The organism is Streptomyces sp. NPDC002564, assembly GCF_042889645.1.
In the GTDB taxonomy this organism is placed as follows: domain Bacteria; phylum Actinomycetota; class Actinomycetes; order Streptomycetales; family Streptomycetaceae; genus Streptomyces.
The window spans coordinates 147,921-163,926 of the sequence record NZ_JBIARE010000007.1; the positions used below are offsets into that span (position 1 = coordinate 147,921).

A 16,006-nucleotide genomic window follows, 5' to 3' on the forward strand; every position below is an offset into this window, starting at 1 on the left:
TCACGCTGGTCCTTTCGTGGGGAGGGTCGGCGGGGCACAGATGCCGTGCGCCCGTCCCGGTGGTCTGCGGTGCCGGACGGAGGTCAGTGGATCCCCCGCTCGGCCACCCGGTGTCGCCATGCGGTCCATTCCTGCACGTCCTGGCCCTCCCGCTGGAGGACGGTGGCCACCTGGCCGAGGTGGTGGTGGTCGAGGTTCGCGAGGACGGGCGCGAGGGCGTGGTCGAGGAGTTCTTCGGCGACGTCGCGCCAGTGCGTGCTGACGCCGTGCCGCTTGCGCGGCCGCCAGATGTGGTAGTAGGCGGCCAACTCGGCGGGTTTCCCCGGTAGTTCGCGGAGCATCCGGTCGCACTGGCCGGGGTCGAGCGCCTGCGCGCGGTAGGTGCCGAGCAGGTCGGGTCCGGCGGCGAAGAGGATCTGCACGCCGTGCGACTCGCACAGGTCGAGCGGGTTGGCCCCGGCGAGGGCGCGGCCCACCCGCTCGTCGACGCCCCGGCGCAGGACCGCCCCGAGCGGGGAGACCTTGCGGCGCAGCCCCCTGAGGCGGTCGATGGAGGAGCGGCTCACGGCGATCCGGCCGTCGGCCAGGTCCTGGGCGATCACGAGGAGTTCGGCGGTGTCGCGATCCTGGGCGCCCAGCTTGCCGTCCTCGCGCATCGCGCGGGCGAACTCGACCAGTTCGAGGTCGCAGTGGTCCGGCTCCTTGAGCCAGCCCGTGACGCGGCGGCCGAGGTCCGCCTCGATGATGAGGCGGGGGGTGCAGGTGCGGGCCACCCAGGGCTGGTCGGCGCGGGCGGGCGGGTCGTTGCGCCATACGATGCGCCACAGCAGCCTCAGCGTCTTGACGTCCTCGACCCGCCGGCCGGCGAGGAGTTCGGTGAGCCGCCGGAAGAGCTCGGCGCCCCGCAGGTGGTCCGGGGGGCCGCTCCAGTGGGCGGCGGCCGCGGCGAGGCGCACGGTGAGCGGCGCCTCGTCGATGTGGGCGCGCAGCCAGTCGCCCTGCGGGGAGACGGCGAGGGCCCGCAGCCGGTCGAGCTTGCGCTCGGTGAAGTCGACGATGAGCAGCCGCAGCACGCGGCGGGTGAAGCCGAGGTGGTCGAGCCCGGTGAGGACCTTGACGGCCCGCGCGCACTCGCGCTGCCGCTCGGGGCGGAGCAGGGCCTCCGCGAGACGGTCCATGGCCTCGGCGAGCCCGGGGCCGCCGTCGGCTCCCACGGCGAGCGCGAGGCGCAGCGGTTCGGTCCAGGTGTCCATGGGGTCGCGGAGCCGGGCGAGCAGCGCGTCGTCGGCGCGGCCGCCGTACTCCTCGCGCAGTTCCCGCCAGGCCTCCTGGCCGAGCGGGAGGCCCTCGAACGCGGCGAGGTCGGGCAGCGTGCCGCGGCCGCGGCTCGCGTCGAGCCGGTGCTTGACCAGGGCGAGGGCCAGCGGCCGGGCGGCGAGGGCGTGGTCGCCGTCGAGGCCGCGGCACAGGCGGTCCAGCTCGTCGCGGGTGCGGGCGTCGGCCTCGCCCCTGCGCACGGTGGCGGCGAAGGCGTCGAAGACGGCGCGCAGGGACTCCCCGCCGAGGCCCGCGAGTTCGGCGCCGGACAGCGTGCCGGATCCGGTGTCGGCGGAGTCGCCGGAGATCAGCGGGAGGAGCGCGAAGGGGCCCTCGGGACGGGCCGCGGCGCCGGGCGCGGGGCGCGGCGGGTTCCCGGCGAGCCAGCGCTCCGCGGTCAGCCGGGCCCAGGCGTCGGGCTCGGCGGGCGGGCTCTCGGGGCCGCCCGTGCCGTCGTGCACGCGGTACAGGTATTCGAGGGTGGCGTCGTCGGAGCGGTCGAACTCCGCGTCCGGGCCGATGCCGACGATCTGCTGGGCGGCGCGGCGCGGGTCGGTGCTCCAGGTGGTGAAGGTCAGGGCGGGCACGTACGCCTCGGGCAGCGAGGCGCAGGCGAGCGCGACCCAGCGGGCGACGGTCTCGGAGTCCTCCTCGACCAGGACGATCTGGCGTCCGGCGGGGTCCTCGAAGAGCCGTCGTACGTCGGCGAGGAAGGGCGCGACGCGGTCGGCGCGCGCCCGCGCGAACTCGACGAGCACCTCACGGTCGACGTGCGCGTCGGGCACCGGCAGTTCGGACTCGACGAAGCCCGCCTGGAGGGCCTCCCCGGCGTCCGGCTCCCAGTCGGCGGAGCGCCAGGTGTCGATCGGCCACACGGGTCCGGGGCCGGGGGTGTCGGCGCTCAGGTGCAGTGCCTCCACGCGCCGTCCGGGCAGGGCGGCGCACAGCAGTCTGCCGCCGTCCGGGAGCAGGCTGTAGCTCAGCTCGGTCCCCGCGCCCAGGGCGCGTGCGACGACGGCACCGAACGCGCGGGTGTCGTCGCGGTGTTGTTCGCCGGGCGCGTCCGTGTCCGGGAGGATCGCACGGAGGGGTCCGGTGTCCGGCTCCTGGCCGAGCCGGTAGCTGAGGCGTCGGATGGCCATGCCACATTCTGACCAACCGCGGCGCCCGGCCGCAGGCCGTCCGCCAAGTTCACCCCCGCCCCGGGGTACCTCCCGCGTCCCTGGTCGCACGCGGAGCGCCGGTCGCGCGCCCTTGCGCCGCCCCCCGGTTGGGGACACGGTGGTCACCGTCCCGCACAGCGGGGCCGCACACCCAGCGGTGCCGCCCCGGTCCGGCCGGCGATCGGAGTCGACGATGACCCCCTTCCTGCTCCCCCACACCCTGCTCGGCGAAGGCCCCCACAAGGTCATCGCGGTCCACGGCTGGTTCGCGGACCGGACGGCGTTCGCGCCGTTGCTCGCGGACCTCGACGTCGGCGCGTTCCAGTACGCGCTGGTGGATCTGCGCGGGTACGGCGCGGCGCGGGACGCCGTCGGCGCGTACACCACCAGTGAGGGCGCGGCCGACGTGCTCGACCTGGCCGACCGGCTGGGCTGGGAGCGGTTCTCGCTGGTCGGGCACTCCATGGGCGCCGCCGTCGCCCAGCGCGTCCTGGCGGCGGCTCCGCACCGGGTGCGGCGCCTCGCGGGCGTCTCGCCGGTGCCCGCGTCCGGGCTGCCGCTGCCGCCCGAGCAGTGGGAGCTGTTCGCCTCGGCCGCGCACACCCCGGAGAACCGGCGCGCGATCATCGACTTCACCACCGGCGGCGTACGCCCCCGGGCCTGGCTGGACCGGATGGTGCGCCGCTCCCTGGCGGTCAGCGACGACAAGGCGTTCCGCGCGTGGCTGGACTCGTGGTCGGGCGAGGACTTCCACACCGAGATCGACGGCTCGCCGGTGGCCGCCCTCGCCGTCACCGGGGCGCTGGACCCCGCCCTGTCGGCGGACGTCATGCGCGGCACGTGGCTGCGCTGGTTCCCGCAGGGCGAGCTCGCCGAGCTGCCGGGGGCCGGGCACTACGCGATGGACGAGGCGCCCCTCGAACTGATCCGCACGGTCGAGGACTTCCTGCGCGCGGACAGCGTGGGCATCACCGACGACACCCACAACACCCACGCCACCCACAACACCCACGCCGCCGACGCCACGGACCGGACCGGCGGTCCCGGGGGCGGCGAGCCCCGGGGCGGCTCCCGGAGCGGCGCCGCGTGAGCCTGCGCGACACGCCCCCGCACACGCCGCCGGTGACTGCGGTGCCCGTCCCCGACGTGTTCGACCCGCGCCGGTACGCGCAGGGCGTGCCGTACGACCGCTACCGCGTGCTGCGCGACCACCATCCGGTGGCCTGGCAGGAGGAGCCCGCCGTGCTCGGCTGGCCCGCGGGTCCCGGCTTCTGGGCGGTGACCCGGCACGCGGACGTGGTGCGTGTCCTCAAGGACGCGGCGACGTACTCCTCGTACCTGGGCGCCACGCAGATCCGCGACCCCGCGCCGGACGACCTGCCGTTCATCCGGCGGATGATGCTCAACCAGGACCCGGCCCGCCCCGGCGGCGCCGGTCCCGCCGACCACGGGAGGCTGCGCAGGCTGGTCAGCCGCGCGTTCACGCCGCGCCGGATCGAGCGGTTCGAGGCGCGGGTGCGCGAGCGCGCCCGGACGCTGCTCGCGGACGCCGTGGCGGGGGCCCGCGCGGGCGACGGCACCTTCGACCTGGTGACCGCCGTCACCGACGACTACGCGCTGCTCAACCTCGCCGACCTGCTGGGCGTTCCGCCCGCCGACCGCGGTCTGCTGCTGCACTGGACCCGGCGCGTCATCGGCTATCAGGACCCGGACGAGGCGGCGCCGCGGGTGCCGGGCCCGGACGGCGCGCCGCTGGATCCGCGCTCGCCCGCGATGCTGGGCGACATGTTCGCGTACGCCGGGTCGCTGGCCGCGCACAAGCGGACGCACCCGGCCGACGACGTCCTGACGACCCTCGCCACCGACCCCGAACTCACCGGCCCGGAGCTGGAGATGTTCTTCTTCCTGCTCACCGTCGCGGGCAACGACACCGTGCGCAGCGCGGCGCCGGGCGGACTGCTCCAGCTCGCGCACGGCCCCGGCGAGTACGCACGGCTGCGCGCCGGGACGGTCACCGCCGCGGACGCGGTCGACGAACTGCTGCGCAGCCACCCGCCGGTGCTCAGCTTCCGGCGGACGGCCGCCCGCGACACCGAGCTGGCGGGCACCCGTATCGCGGCCGGGGACAAGGTCGTCGTCTTCCACGCCTCCGCCCACCACGACGAGCGCGTCTTCACCGACCCGCACCGCCTGGACCTGAGCCGCTCCCCCAACCCGCACGTGGCGTTCGGGGACGGCCCGCACGTCTGCCTGGGCGCCCACTTCGCGCGGCTCCAACTCCAGGTGTTCTACGAGGAGTCGGTGCGGGCCCTGCCCGCGCTGCGGCTCGCGGCGCCGCCCCGGCGGCTGGTGTCGCACTTCATCAACGGGCTCAAGTCGCTGCGCCTGGAGGCGCCCGGCTGACCCGCGCCCCGGGGCCGTGCGGGGGGCAGGCCGTCCCGCCGGGCCGTCAGCCGTCCTGCTCGGGCGGCTCGACGCCGAGGCGTTCGCGCAGGTCGCGCGCGGCCCGCAGACAGGCCTGGGCGCGCTCGGCGTGGCCGGCGAGGGCCAGGGCGCGGCCGAGGCCGAGCAGCGCGTCGGCCTGCAGCCGTTCGCTGCCGAGCCGCCGGGCGGCGGCCAGCGCGCCCTCCAGGTGGGCGGCGGCCCGGCCGGGGCGCCCGAGCGCCTGCTCGGCCTCGGCGATGCCCTGTTCCACGAGCAGTTCCAGATATCCGGAGCCGGTCCTGCGGCAGCCCGTCAGCGCCTCGGTGAAGCTGTCCACGGCTTCGGCGTGGCGGCCCAGCCGGGCCAGTGTGCGGGCGTGGCTGCCCTGCAGGTAGACGCGGACGACGGTCCAGCCCAGCGGCCTGGCCCGGGCCAGCGCCGCGGTGAGGCGGTCCAGCGCCTCGGCGGGCCGTCCCAGCGCCCGCAGCACCGACGCGGTGTTGGCCGAGGTCTCCAGTTCGCCCCAGAGGTTGCCGCGCCGGATGTGCACGGCGGCGCTGTCCAGGAAGAGGGCGAGCCCGGCCTCGTCCCGTTCGCTCACCAGACCCGCGACGTTGAGGAGCTGGCCCAGGAGCACCTCGTCGCCGGTGGCCCGGCTGAGCTCCAGGGCGCGGTTCACCTCGGCGAGGCCCCCCTTCCCCTCGCCGACCTGCCAGAGGCCGCCGCCCAGCATGTACCGGGCGCGGATCTCGGCGGCCGTCTCCCCGCGGTCGGCGGCGGCCTCGGCGAGCGCGGCGGCGGGACCGTTCAGGCGGGGCCACAGGAAGTCGGCCTCGCCGAACGGGTCGAGGGCGAGCAGCAGGTCCGCGGCGGGCGCGAGCGGTACGCCGGGGCGGGCCGCGGCCTCGCGCAGCACCGCGATCAGGGTGTCGAGCTCGCGGCGCACCCACTCCTGGCCCGCGTTGGCCCCGGCGAAGCGGATGCCGGGGGCGCGGGTGCGGGCCAGCTCGTCGGGGACCGTGCTGCCGGGCCTGGCGAGCCGGTGGGCGTCGCGGACCGCGGCGAGTGCGTGGTCGACGAGCCGCCCGAGGGCCCGGTCGGCCTCGCCGTCGTCGCCCCCCGCCTCCTCCGCACGGGCCCGCGCGAACAGCCGCAGCAGGTCGTGGTAGCGGTAGCCGCCCTCGGGCACGGCTTCCAACAGACCCGCGTCGACCAGCTCTTCGAGCAGCGACTCGGTCTCCCGGTCGGACCGGTCGAGCACGGCGGCCGCCGTCGGCAGCGCGAACACCGGCCCCTCGACGAGCGCGGTGAGCCGGAAGGCGCGGGCCAGGGGCGGCGACAACTGGTCGTAGCTGAGCCGGAAGCTCGCCTCGACCGCCATGCCGCCGGCCTTCAGCTCGGCCATCCTGCGCCGGGTGTCGGCGAGCCGGTCCGCGAGGGAGGCGATCGACCAGGACGGGCGGCGGCCGAGCCGGGCGCCCACGATGCGGACCGCGAGGGGCAGCAGGCCGCAGGCGGCGACCAGCTCGGCGGCGGCCTCCGGCTCCGCCGCGACCCGGTCGGCGCCCACGGTCCCGGCGAGCAGGGCGAGGGCCTCGTCCTCGGTGAAGACGTCGAGTTCGAACGCCTCGGCCGCCGGCAGGGGGAGCCGGGCCCTGCTGGTCACCAGGACCGCGCAGCCGGGCATGCCGGGCAGCAGCGGGGCCACCTGGCGAGCACTCGCGGCGTTGTCGAGGACGGCGAGGACGCGGCGCCCGGCGAGCACGGAGCGGTAGAGGGCGGCCCGTTCGTCCGGCCCGTCCGGCACGGCGGCGATGCCGAGGGCGCGCAGGAACCGGGCGAGCACCTCGGCGGGTTCGACCGGCACGGCCGAGGCGCCGCCGAGGTCGACGTACAGCTGGCCGTCGGGGTAGCGGTCCCTGATCCGGTGCGCGACGTGCAGGGCGAGCGCGGTCTTGCCGACCCCGCCGAGCCCGGCCACCGCGGAGACGACGACCTGCGGCGCCGCGGTGTCCAGGGCCGCGACGAGCCGGTCGGCGGCGTCGGCGCGGCCGGTGAAGTCGGCGGGCGGCGCGGGGAGTTGGGCGGGGGTGGGCACGTGGTAGGCGGCCGGGTCCTGCTCGGTGGCCGCGCCGGGTCCGGCGGCCGGACCGGATCCGGCGACCGGGCCCGGGCGCAGCGGGCCGTAGGCGGCGGCGCCCAGGGCCGGGTCGGCGTTCAGCACGCGCCGGTGCAGCTCGCGCAGTTCGGGGCCGGGCTCGACGCCGAGCTCCTCGTCGAGCAGGCGGCGCGCGTCGGCGTACGCGGCCAGCGCCTCGCCCTGCCGGCCACCGCGGTACAGGGCGAGCATCAGTTGGGCGCGCAGGCCCTCGCGCAGCGGGTGTTCGGCGACGAGCAGGGTCAGTTCGGGGATGCTCTCGGCCTGCGCGCCCAGCTCCAGGTCGAGGCGGACGCGGGTCTCCAGGGCGGTCAGACGGCTCTCGGTGAGGGCGGCGCGCAGCATGTCGGCGTGCGGGCCCGGCACTCCGGCGAGCGGCTCGCCGCGCCAGAGGTCGAGGGCCCGGCCGAACAGGCGGCGCGCGCCGTGCGGGTCACCGGCCAGGACCGCCCGCTCGGCCTGTGCGACGTAGCCCTGGAAGAGGTCGAGGTCGCAGGCTCCGTCGGCGACCCGCAGCCGGTAGCCGCCGGACACGGAGAGCAGGACGCCCGCGGGCGCGCGGGAGGGGCGGCCCGGTTCGAGCCGCCGGCGCAGCTGCCCGATCTGGGTGCGCAGGGTGGGCAGGGCGCGCTCGGGCGCAGGGGCGCCCCAGACGCCGTCGACGAGCTCGCCTGCGGTGACGGCCCGGCCGCCGCGGGCGAGCAGCATGGCCAGGATCGCGCGCTGCTGGGGTGCCAGGCCGACGGCCCGCCCGTCGGCCGCGTACACCTTGACCGGCCCCAGCAGTGCGTACCGAAGGTCGTCCTCCCGCATGGCCCCCACGCTCTCCCGTGTCCCTGCCGTACCGGTGCCCCGTGCCGTGTCGTGGATCCGTAGGACAGCCTACGACCGGCGCCCGGACACCCCGCCGCCCGCTCGTTCGAGCGGACCTCCCACCACATCACGATCGGATCTCACTCCCCGGCCCGCGGCCTCCACCCCCTTGCCACACCCCCGTGTAATCGTTTCCAATCCTCCGTGTAATCGATTCCACAAGGAGGTGGACCGACGATGAGCCCGAGTCCGGCGAGCATCAAGGACGTCGCGGCCGAGGCCGGCGTGTCCGTTGCCACCGTGTCGCGCGTCCTGAACAGTCACCCCTCCGTCAGCCCCGCCTCCCGCACCCGCGTCCTCGCCGCCGTCGAGGCGCTCGGCTACCGGCCCAACGCGGTCGCGCGGTCCCTGCGCACCGACCAGACGCGCACCCTGGGCCTGGTCATCAGCGACGTGCTGAACCCGTACTTCACGGAGCTGGCCCGCTCCGTGGAGGAGGCCGCCCGCGCGCTCGGCTACAGCGTGATCATCGGCAACGCCGACGAGCGCCCCGAGCTGCAGGACCACCACGTGCGGACCCTGCTCGACCGGCGGATCGACGGCCTGCTCGTCTCCCCCACCGACGGCGGCTCGCCGCTGATGCTCGACGCCGTGCGGGCCGGCACCCCGGTGGTCTTCGTGGACCGGTGGATCCCCGGCGTCGACGTCCCCGTCGTCCGCTCCGACGGGCGCCGGGCCGTGCGCGACCTGGTGGCCCACCTGCACGGGCTCGGCCACCGCAGGCTCGCGATCATCGCGGGCCCGGCCGCCACGACCACCGGCAGCGAACGCGTCGAGGCCTTCCGGGACGCGCTGCGCGAGCACGGCATCGCGCTGCCCGGGGCCTACATCGGGCAGGGCGACTTCCAGGCCGACAGCGGGCGGCGGGCCACCGAGCGCTTCCTCGCGCTGCCCGAGCCGCCCGAGGTCGTCTTCGCCGCCGACAACCTGATGGCGCTCGGCGCGCTCGACGCGATCCGCGCGCACGGCCTGCGCGTCCCGCACGACATCGGGCTCGCGGCCTTCGACGACATCCCCTGGTTCGTGCACACCGACCCGCCGGTCACCGCGATCGCCCAGCCGACCGCCGACCTCGGCCGGGCCGCCGTGCAGGCGCTGATCGACCGGATCGAGGGCCGGAGCCCGCGGTCCGTGACCCTGCCCGCCCGCCTCGTCGCCCGGCGTTCCTGCGGCGAGGACGCCTCGCCGCTCGCGCCAGGCGACGACACCTCCGTACGAAGGAGCAACCCGTGAGCAACCAGGACGAGTTGCTGCGCATCGAGTCGGTCCGCAAGACGTTCCCCGGCGTCGTCGCCCTCGACTCCGTCGACTTCGACCTGCGCCGCGGCGAGGTGCACGTGCTGCTCGGCGAGAACGGCGCGGGCAAGAGCACCCTCATCAAGATGCTCTCCGGCGCCTACCGCCCCGACAGCGGACGGATCTTCGCCGAGGGCCGCGAGGTCCGCATCAACGGCGCGCAGGACGCCGAGCGGCTCGGCATCGCCACCATCTACCAGGAGTTCAACCTCGTCCCCGACCTGACCGTCGCCGAGAACATCTTCCTGGGCCGCCAGCCGCGCCGCTTCGGCCTGGTCGACCGCAGGAAGATGGAGGCCGACGCGGAGGAGCTGCTGCGACGGGTCGGCGTCCGGGTGTCGCCGCGCGCCAAGGTGCGCGAACTGGGCATCGCCCGGCTGCAGATGGTCGAGATCGCCAAGGCGCTCAGCCTGGACGCGCGCGTGCTGATCATGGACGAGCCCACCGCCGTGCTGACCTCCGAGGAGGTCGACAGGCTCTTCGGGATCGTGCGCGCCCTGCGCGCGGACGGCGTCGGCATCGTCTTCATCACCCACCACCTGGAGGAGATCGCGGCCCTCGGCGACCGCGTCACCGTCCTGCGCGACGGCCGCAGCATCGACCAGGTGCCCGCAGCGACGCCCGAGGACGAGCTCGTCCGCCTGATGGTGGGGCGCAGCATCGAGCAGCAGTACCCGCGCGAACGCCCGGACATCGGGCCGCCGTTGCTCCGCGTCGAGGGCCTCACCCGCGACGGCGTCTTCCACGACGTCGGCTTCGAGGTGCGGGCCGGCGAGGTCGTCGGCCTCGCGGGCCTGGTCGGCGCGGGCCGCACCGAGGTGGCGCGGGCCGTCTTCGGCGCCGATCCGTACGACCGGGGCACCGTGGACGTGCACGGCGAGCGGCTGCCCCGGCACGACGTGAACGCGGCGATGGGCGCGGGCATCGGCCTGGTCCCCGAGGACCGCAAGGGGCAGGGGCTCCTCCTGGACGCCTCCGTGCGGGAGAACCTCGGCCTGGTGACGCTGCGTTCGGCGACCCGGGCCGGGCTCGTGGACCTCAAGGGGCAGCAGCGGGCGGCCGCGCGGATCGCCGAGCAGCTGGGGGTGCGGATGGCCGGGCTCGGCCAGCACGTGCGCACCCTGTCCGGCGGCAACCAGCAGAAGGTCGTCATCGGCAAGTGGCTGCTCGCCGACATCAAGGTCCTCATCCTCGACGAGCCGACGCGCGGCATCGACGTGGGCGCCAAGGTCGAGATCTACCAGCTGATCAACGAGCTGACGGCCTCCGGGCACGCGGTCCTGATGATCTCCAGCGACCTGCCCGAGGTGCTCGGCATGAGCGACCGGGTCCTCGTCATGGCGCAGGGCCGGATCGCGGGCGAACTCACGGCCGACGAGGCCACCCAGGACGCGGTGATGGCGCTCGCCGTCACCACCGCGCCCGCACAGCGACCCGATCCGGCGGCACCGCGCGCGGACGCGGGGCAGCCGGAACCGGCCGTACGGCAACCGGCCGTACGGCAAGCACAGGACGACCCGGCCCTGGACGGCCCGGCGCAGCACGACTCGGCGCAGGACGACCCGGCGCAGGACGACACAGCGGAGGGCAGCACCCGTGGCCACTGAATCCCTGAAGCGCGACGCGGGTGGCGCACCGACGCTGCGCCGCGTCCTGCTCGACAACGGCGCGCTGAGCGCCCTGATCGTGCTGGTGGTGGCGATGTCGCTGCTCTCCGGCGACTTCCTCACCACGCAGAACCTGCTCAATGTGGGCGTGCAGGCGGCGGTGACCGCGATCCTCGCGTTCGGCGTCACCTTCGTGATCGTCTCGGCGGGCATCGACCTGTCGGTCGGCTCGGTCGCCGCGCTGTCGGCCACCGTCCTCGCCTGGACGGCGACGTCCCAGGGCCTGCCGGTCTGGCTGGCGCTGGTGCTGGCCGTCGCGACCGGCATGGCCTGCGGGTTCGTCAACGGCCTGCTCGTCTCGTACGGGAAGCTCCCGCCGTTCATCGCGACGCTCGCCATGCTGTCGGTGGCCCGCGGTCTCTCCCTGGTGATATCGCAGGGCAGCCCGATCGCCTTCCCCGACTCGGTCTCGCACCTGGGTGACACCATCGGCGGCTGGCTGCCGGTCCCGGTGCTCGTGATGGTCGCGATGGGCCTGGTCACAGCGCTCGTCCTCGGGCGCACGTTCATCGGCCGCTCCATGTACGCGATCGGCGGCAACGAAGAGGCCGCGCGCCTCTCCGGCCTGCGCGTGAAGCGCCAGAAGCTCGTCATCTACGCGCTCTCCGGGCTGTTCGCGGCCGTCGCGGGCGTCGTGCTCGCCTCCCGCCTCGTCTCCGCGCAGCCGCAGGCCGCCCAGGGCTACGAGCTGGACGCGATCGCCGCCGTCGTCATCGGCGGCGCGAGCCTGGCGGGCGGCGTCGGCAAGGCGTCCGGCACGCTGGTCGGCGCGCTGATCCTCGCGGTGCTGCGCAACGGCCTCAACCTGCTGTCCGTGTCCGCCTTCTGGCAGCAGGTCGTCATCGGTGTCGTCATCGCCCTCGCGGTCCTCCTGGACACGCTGCGGCGGCGGGCCGGCGCCACGCCGGGCGCCTCGTCGGGGGCCTCGGGAGCGGGCGGGCGCAAGGGGCCGCAGGCGCTCAAGTACCTGCTCGCCGCCGTCGTCACGGCAGCCGTGATCGGCGCGGTCTCCCTGGTCAACTCCGGCTCGTCCGGCACGTCCACGAAGATCGGCATGTCCCTCTCGACCCTCAACAACCCCTTCTTCGTGCAGATGAAGGAGGGCGCGCAGGCCGAGGCGAAGAAGGCGGGCGTCGACCTGACGGTCACCGACGCCCAGAACGACGCGTCCCAGCAGACCAACCAGCTGCAGAACTTCACCGGCGAGGGCGTGAAGTCGATCATCGTGAACCCGGTGGACTCCGACGCGGCGGGCCCCGCCGTGCGCGGCGCCAACAAGCAGGACATCCCGGTGGTCGCCGCGGACCGCGGCGTGAACAAGGCGAGGACGGCCACGCTGGTCGCCTCCGACAACGTGGCGGGCGGCAAGCTGGCCGCGAAGACCCTCGCCGAGAAGCTGGGCGGCAAGGGCAAGGTCGTCGTCCTCCAGGGCACGCCCGGCACCTCCGCGAGCCGCGAGCGCGGACAGGGCTTCGCCGAGGGCATCAAGGCCTACCCCGGCATCGACGTCGTCGCCCGGCAGCCCGCGGACTTCGACCGCACCAAGGGCCTGGACGTCATGACCAACCTCCTGCAGTCCAACAAGGGCGTGAGCGGCGTCTTCGCCGAGAACGACGAGATGGCGCTCGGCGCGGTCAAGGCGCTCGGCGACAAGGCCGGCAGGTCCGTCCCCGTGGTCGGCTTCGACGGCACCCCCGACGGCCTCAAGGCGGTCGCGGCGGGCACACTGTACGCATCCGTGGCGCAGCAGCCCGACCAGCTCGGCAGGATCGCCGTGCGCAACGCGGTGCGGGCGGCCGACGGCAAGAAGGTCGAGGAGACGGTGAAGGTCCCGGTGAAGGTCGTCACGTCGAAGAACGTGAAGGATTTCTCCTGACCCCGTGGACTCGCGACCCCACGGACTCGCGACCCCGTGGACTCGCAACCCCACGGACTCGTCACCCCACGGACTCGTGACCCCCAGGTCGCCTGGCCGGCCGGTCTTGCGGTCTCCTGGTCCACCGATCCGCCGACGCGGGGCCCGCCCGGCCGCCGCGCCGCGTCAGCACCGTACGAAAGCAGGGAACAGCACATGAACGACGACTACGAGCTGCTGGTCGTGGGCTCCGCCAACGCCGACCTGGTGGTGGGCGTGGAGCGCCGTCCGGCGGCCGGCGAGACGGTCCTGGGCTCCGACCTCGCCACCCACCCCGGCGGCAAGGGCGGCAACCAGGCGGTGGCCGCCGCCCGGCTCGGCGCCCGTACCGCGCTGCTCGCCCGGGTCGGCGACGACGCCCACGGCGAGCTGCTGCTCGACGCGCAGCGCGCGGCGGGCGTGGACACCGTCGGGGTGCTGGTGGGCGGCGCGCCGACCGGCGTCGCGCTGATCACCGTCGACCCGTCGGGCGACAACAGCATCGTGGTGTCGCCCGGCGCTAACGCCCGGCTGACCCCGGCGGACATCCGCGCGGCGGGCAGCCTGCTCGCGGCGGCGCGGGTGGTCTCCAGCCAGCTGGAGATCCCCCTGGAGACGGTCGCCGAGGTCGTCCGCGGGCTGCGGCCCGGGTCCCGTTTCGTGCTGAACCCCTCGCCGCCGGCCCCGCTGCCCGACGAGGTCCTCGCGGCCTGCGACCCGCTGGTGGTCAACGAGCACGAGGCCCGGGTGATCCTCGGCGGGGACGCGGGCGACACGCCCGAGGAGTGGGCGCGCGGGCTGCTCGCGCTCGGCCCCCGCTCGGTGGTGATCACGCTGGGCGCGGAGGGCGCGCTCACCGCGGACGGCTCGTCCGACGGCGTCGTGCGGGTCCCGAGCCCGCGGGTCGAGGCGGTGGACACGACGGGCGCGGGCGACGCCTTCACCGCGGCGCTCGGCTGGCGCCTGGGCCTCGGCGAGGACCTGGCGGCGGCGGCGGCCTACGCGGTGCGGGTCGGCTCGGCCGCGGTCACCCGCAAGGGCGCGCAGGACTCCTACCCCACCGGGGCGGAGCTGGCCTCGCGCGCGCCCGAGGTCCCCTCCCGGTGAAGCGGTCCGGGATCCTGAACCGCCATCTCGCGGGCGCGCTGGCCGAGTTGGGGCACGGGGACACCGTGCTCGTGTGCGACGCGGGCATGCCGATCCCGTCGGGACCGCGCGTGGTGGACCTGGCCTTCCGGGCCGGGGTGCCCTCCTTCGCGGAGGTCCTCGACGGGCTCCTCGCCGAGCTGGTGGTGGAGGGCGGGACGGCGGCGCAGGAGGTGCGGGAGGCGAATCCGGCGGCGGCGCGGCTGCTGCGGGAGCGCCTTCCCGCGCTCGACCTCGTCCCGCACGAGGACGTCAAGGCCCGCTCGGCCGGGGCCCGCCTGGTCGTCCGCACGGGCGAGGCACGGCCGTACGCCAATGTGCTGCTGAGGTGCGGCGTCTTCTTCTGAACGGGCCGGGGCCGGGGCGAGGTCGGGGCGGAGCGCGGGGCGCACGGGCGGGCGTTCGGCCGGCCCGTCCACGGGACGGCGCGGAGCCCCACGCGACACTCCCGCACCCGCCATGTCCGAAATACGAACGTGGCTGACCGCATTGTGACCGGATTCCGCTCTTGACGCCGGATCGGCCCGCGTTCAACATCAGGCAACGCACAGCTCCAAAGGCGCCCCGCGGCTCCCGCGTCGCAGGGCGCCTCGCACGTTCCGTCCCTCTCGCCGTTCGGAATACGGAGCCCCACATGAAGCTCTCCAGACCCGCCCGACCCGGCATGCCCCGGGCCCTCGGACGCACCACCGCAGGACTCGCCGTCCTCGCCGCGGCCGGACTGCTCGCCACCGCCGCGCCCACGGCGCTCGCCTCCCCCGTCGCGGCCCCCTCGACCACGCTCGCGGCGCCCGACATACCCGTGGCCAACGTCAAGGCGCACCTGACCCAGCTCCAGTCCATCGCCACGGCCAACGGCGGCAACCGCGCCCACGGGCGGCCGGGCTACAAGGCCTCGCTGGACTACGTGAAGAGCAAGCTGGACGCGGCCGGATTCACCACCAGCATCCAGCAGTTCACCTCGAGCGGCGCCACCGGCTACAACCTGGTCGCCGACTGGCCCGGCGGCGACCCGAACAAGGTCCTGATGGCCGGCGCCCACCTCGACAGCGTCTCCGCGGGCCCGGGCATCAACGACAACGGCTCGGGCTCGGCCGGCATCCTGGAGACCGCGCTCGCCGTCTCCCGCGCGCAGTTGAAGCCGGCCAAGCACCTGCGGTTCGCCTGGTGGGGCGCCGAGGAGCTGGGCATGGTCGGCTCGCGGTACTACGTCAACAACCTGCCGACGGCGGAGCGTTCGAAGGTCAGCGGCTATCTGAACTTCGACATGATCGGCTCACCGAACGCGGGCTACTTCGTCTACGACGACGACCCCACGATCGAGAAGACGTTCAAGGACTACTACGCGGGCCTGAACGTCCCCACCGAGATCGAGACCGAGGGCGACGGCCGCTCCGACCACGCCCCGTTCAAGAGCGCGGGCATCCCGGTCGGCGGCCTGTTCTCCGGCGCCGAGCGCGCCAAGTCCAGCGCGCAGGCCCAGAAGTGGGGCGGCACGTCGGGGCAGGCCTTCGACCGCTGCTACCACTCGTCGTGCGACTCGACGTCGAACATCAACGACACCGCGCTCGACCGCAACAGCGACGCCATCGCGCACGCGATCTGGACGCTCGGCACGGACACCCCCGTCCCGCCCGGCGACGCGTACGAGAACACCACGGACGTCAGCATCCCGGACAACGGCGCGGCGGTGACCTCGACCATCGACGTCTCCGGCCGTACGGGCAACGCACCGGCCGCCCTCAAGGTGGACGTCGACATCCGGCACACCTGGCGCGGTGACGTGGTCGTCGACCTGCTCGCGCCGGACGGCACGGCGTACCGCCTGAAGAACTCCAGCAGCAGCGACTCGGCGGACAACGTGATCGCGACGTACACGGTCAACGCGTCGAGCGAGGCCGCCAACGGCGCCTGGAAGCTGCGGGTGCAGGACGTGGCCGCGCAGGACACCGGGTACATCAACAGCTGGAAGCTGACCTTCTAGCGCGCACACGGCGGCGGGGGGGGCCCCCCGGGGGGCCCCCCCCCCCCGCCCCGGCGTCGGAGCCCACCGCCGCGGGCCCCCGCC

General features: G+C 75.1%; 9 protein-coding genes and 1 pseudogene. 8 read left to right on the forward strand and 2 right to left on the reverse strand.

Features of this window, described 5'->3' with window-relative positions:
- Positions 1-83 precede the first annotated feature (83 nt).
- Entirely contained in the window at positions 84-2,459 is a 2,376-nt protein-coding gene (locus ACFYXE_RS24870; protein ID WP_389315779.1) for a GTPase-associated protein 1-related protein, read from the reverse strand.
- Between the two features lie 214 nt (positions 2,460-2,673).
- Between ACFYXE_RS24870 and ACFYXE_RS24875 the strand changes: the two genes are divergently transcribed.
- Both ACFYXE_RS24875 and ACFYXE_RS24880 read left to right on the forward strand, forming a co-directional pair.
- Entirely contained in the window at positions 2,674-3,570 is an 897-nt protein-coding gene (locus ACFYXE_RS24875) for an alpha/beta fold hydrolase (protein WP_389315781.1), read from the forward strand.
- Positions 3,567-4,883 (forward strand): cytochrome P450, encoded by a 1,317-nt coding sequence (locus ACFYXE_RS24880; RefSeq protein WP_389315783.1) that lies wholly within the window; start codon positions 3,567-3,569, stop codon positions 4,881-4,883. The genes ACFYXE_RS24875 and ACFYXE_RS24880 overlap by 4 nt, the downstream gene beginning before the upstream one ends.
- A gap of 46 nt (positions 4,884-4,929) precedes the next feature.
- On the opposite strand, the gene ACFYXE_RS24885 is transcribed toward ACFYXE_RS24880, so the two are convergent.
- Positions 4,930-7,875, reverse strand: a complete 2,946-nt coding sequence (locus tag ACFYXE_RS24885) for a BTAD domain-containing putative transcriptional regulator (RefSeq protein WP_389315785.1) — start codon at positions 7,873-7,875, stop codon at positions 4,930-4,932.
- Between the two features lie 237 nt (positions 7,876-8,112).
- On the opposite strand from ACFYXE_RS24885, the gene ACFYXE_RS24890 reads away from it, so the two are divergent.
- The 6 genes and pseudogenes from ACFYXE_RS24890 (at position 8,113) to ACFYXE_RS24915 (ending at position 15,922) form a co-directional block, all read left to right on the forward strand.
- Positions 8,113-9,168, forward strand: coding sequence for a LacI family DNA-binding transcriptional regulator (locus tag ACFYXE_RS24890; RefSeq protein WP_389315786.1), 1,056 nt, complete (start codon positions 8,113-8,115; stop codon positions 9,166-9,168).
- Positions 9,165-10,694 (forward strand): annotated as a pseudogene (locus tag ACFYXE_RS24895) (sugar ABC transporter ATP-binding protein); the annotation flags it as partial. The gene ACFYXE_RS24890 and the pseudogene ACFYXE_RS24895, both read left to right, overlap by 4 nt.
- Before the next feature lie 133 nt (positions 10,695-10,827).
- Complete coding sequence (locus tag ACFYXE_RS24900; protein WP_389315788.1) at positions 10,828-12,774, forward strand: substrate-binding domain-containing protein; 1,947 nt, start codon at positions 10,828-10,830, stop codon at positions 12,772-12,774.
- Between the two features lie 195 nt (positions 12,775-12,969).
- Positions 12,970-13,899 carry a ribokinase gene (locus ACFYXE_RS24905; protein ID WP_389315790.1) on the forward strand — a complete coding sequence of 310 codons (930 nt, stop codon included), beginning with the start codon at positions 12,970-12,972 and terminating at the stop codon, positions 13,897-13,899.
- On the forward strand, positions 13,896-14,285 hold the full coding sequence (gene rbsD / locus ACFYXE_RS24910) for a D-ribose pyranase (protein ID WP_389315792.1): 390 nt from the start codon (positions 13,896-13,898) through the stop codon (positions 14,283-14,285). Before ACFYXE_RS24905 ends, rbsD begins: the two co-directional genes overlap by 4 nt.
- Before the next feature lie 317 nt (positions 14,286-14,602).
- On the forward strand, positions 14,603-15,922 hold the full coding sequence (locus ACFYXE_RS24915) for a M28 family metallopeptidase (RefSeq protein ID WP_389316269.1): 1,320 nt from the start codon (positions 14,603-14,605) through the stop codon (positions 15,920-15,922).
- The last annotated feature ends 84 nt before the right edge of the window (positions 15,923-16,006 follow it).

Bases quoted from the DNA above. Each gene is read 5' to 3' on its own strand.
- ACFYXE_RS24870 (WP_389315779.1), bottom strand. From the start codon at position 2,459: ATGGCCATCCGACGCCTCAGCTACCGGCTCGGCCAGGAGCCGGACACC.
- ACFYXE_RS24875 (WP_389315781.1), top strand. From the start codon at position 2,674: ATGACCCCCTTCCTGCTCCCCCACACCCTGCTCGGCGAAGGCCCCCAC.
- ACFYXE_RS24885 (WP_389315785.1), bottom strand. From the start codon at position 7,875: ATGCGGGAGGACGACCTTCGGTACGCACTGCTGGGGCCGGTCAAGGTG.
- ACFYXE_RS24890 (WP_389315786.1), top strand. From the start codon at position 8,113: ATGAGCCCGAGTCCGGCGAGCATCAAGGACGTCGCGGCCGAGGCCGGC.
- ACFYXE_RS24905 (WP_389315790.1), top strand. From the start codon at position 12,970: ATGAACGACGACTACGAGCTGCTGGTCGTGGGCTCCGCCAACGCCGAC.
- ACFYXE_RS24915 (WP_389316269.1), top strand. From the start codon at position 14,603: ATGCCCCGGGCCCTCGGACGCACCACCGCAGGACTCGCCGTCCTCGCC.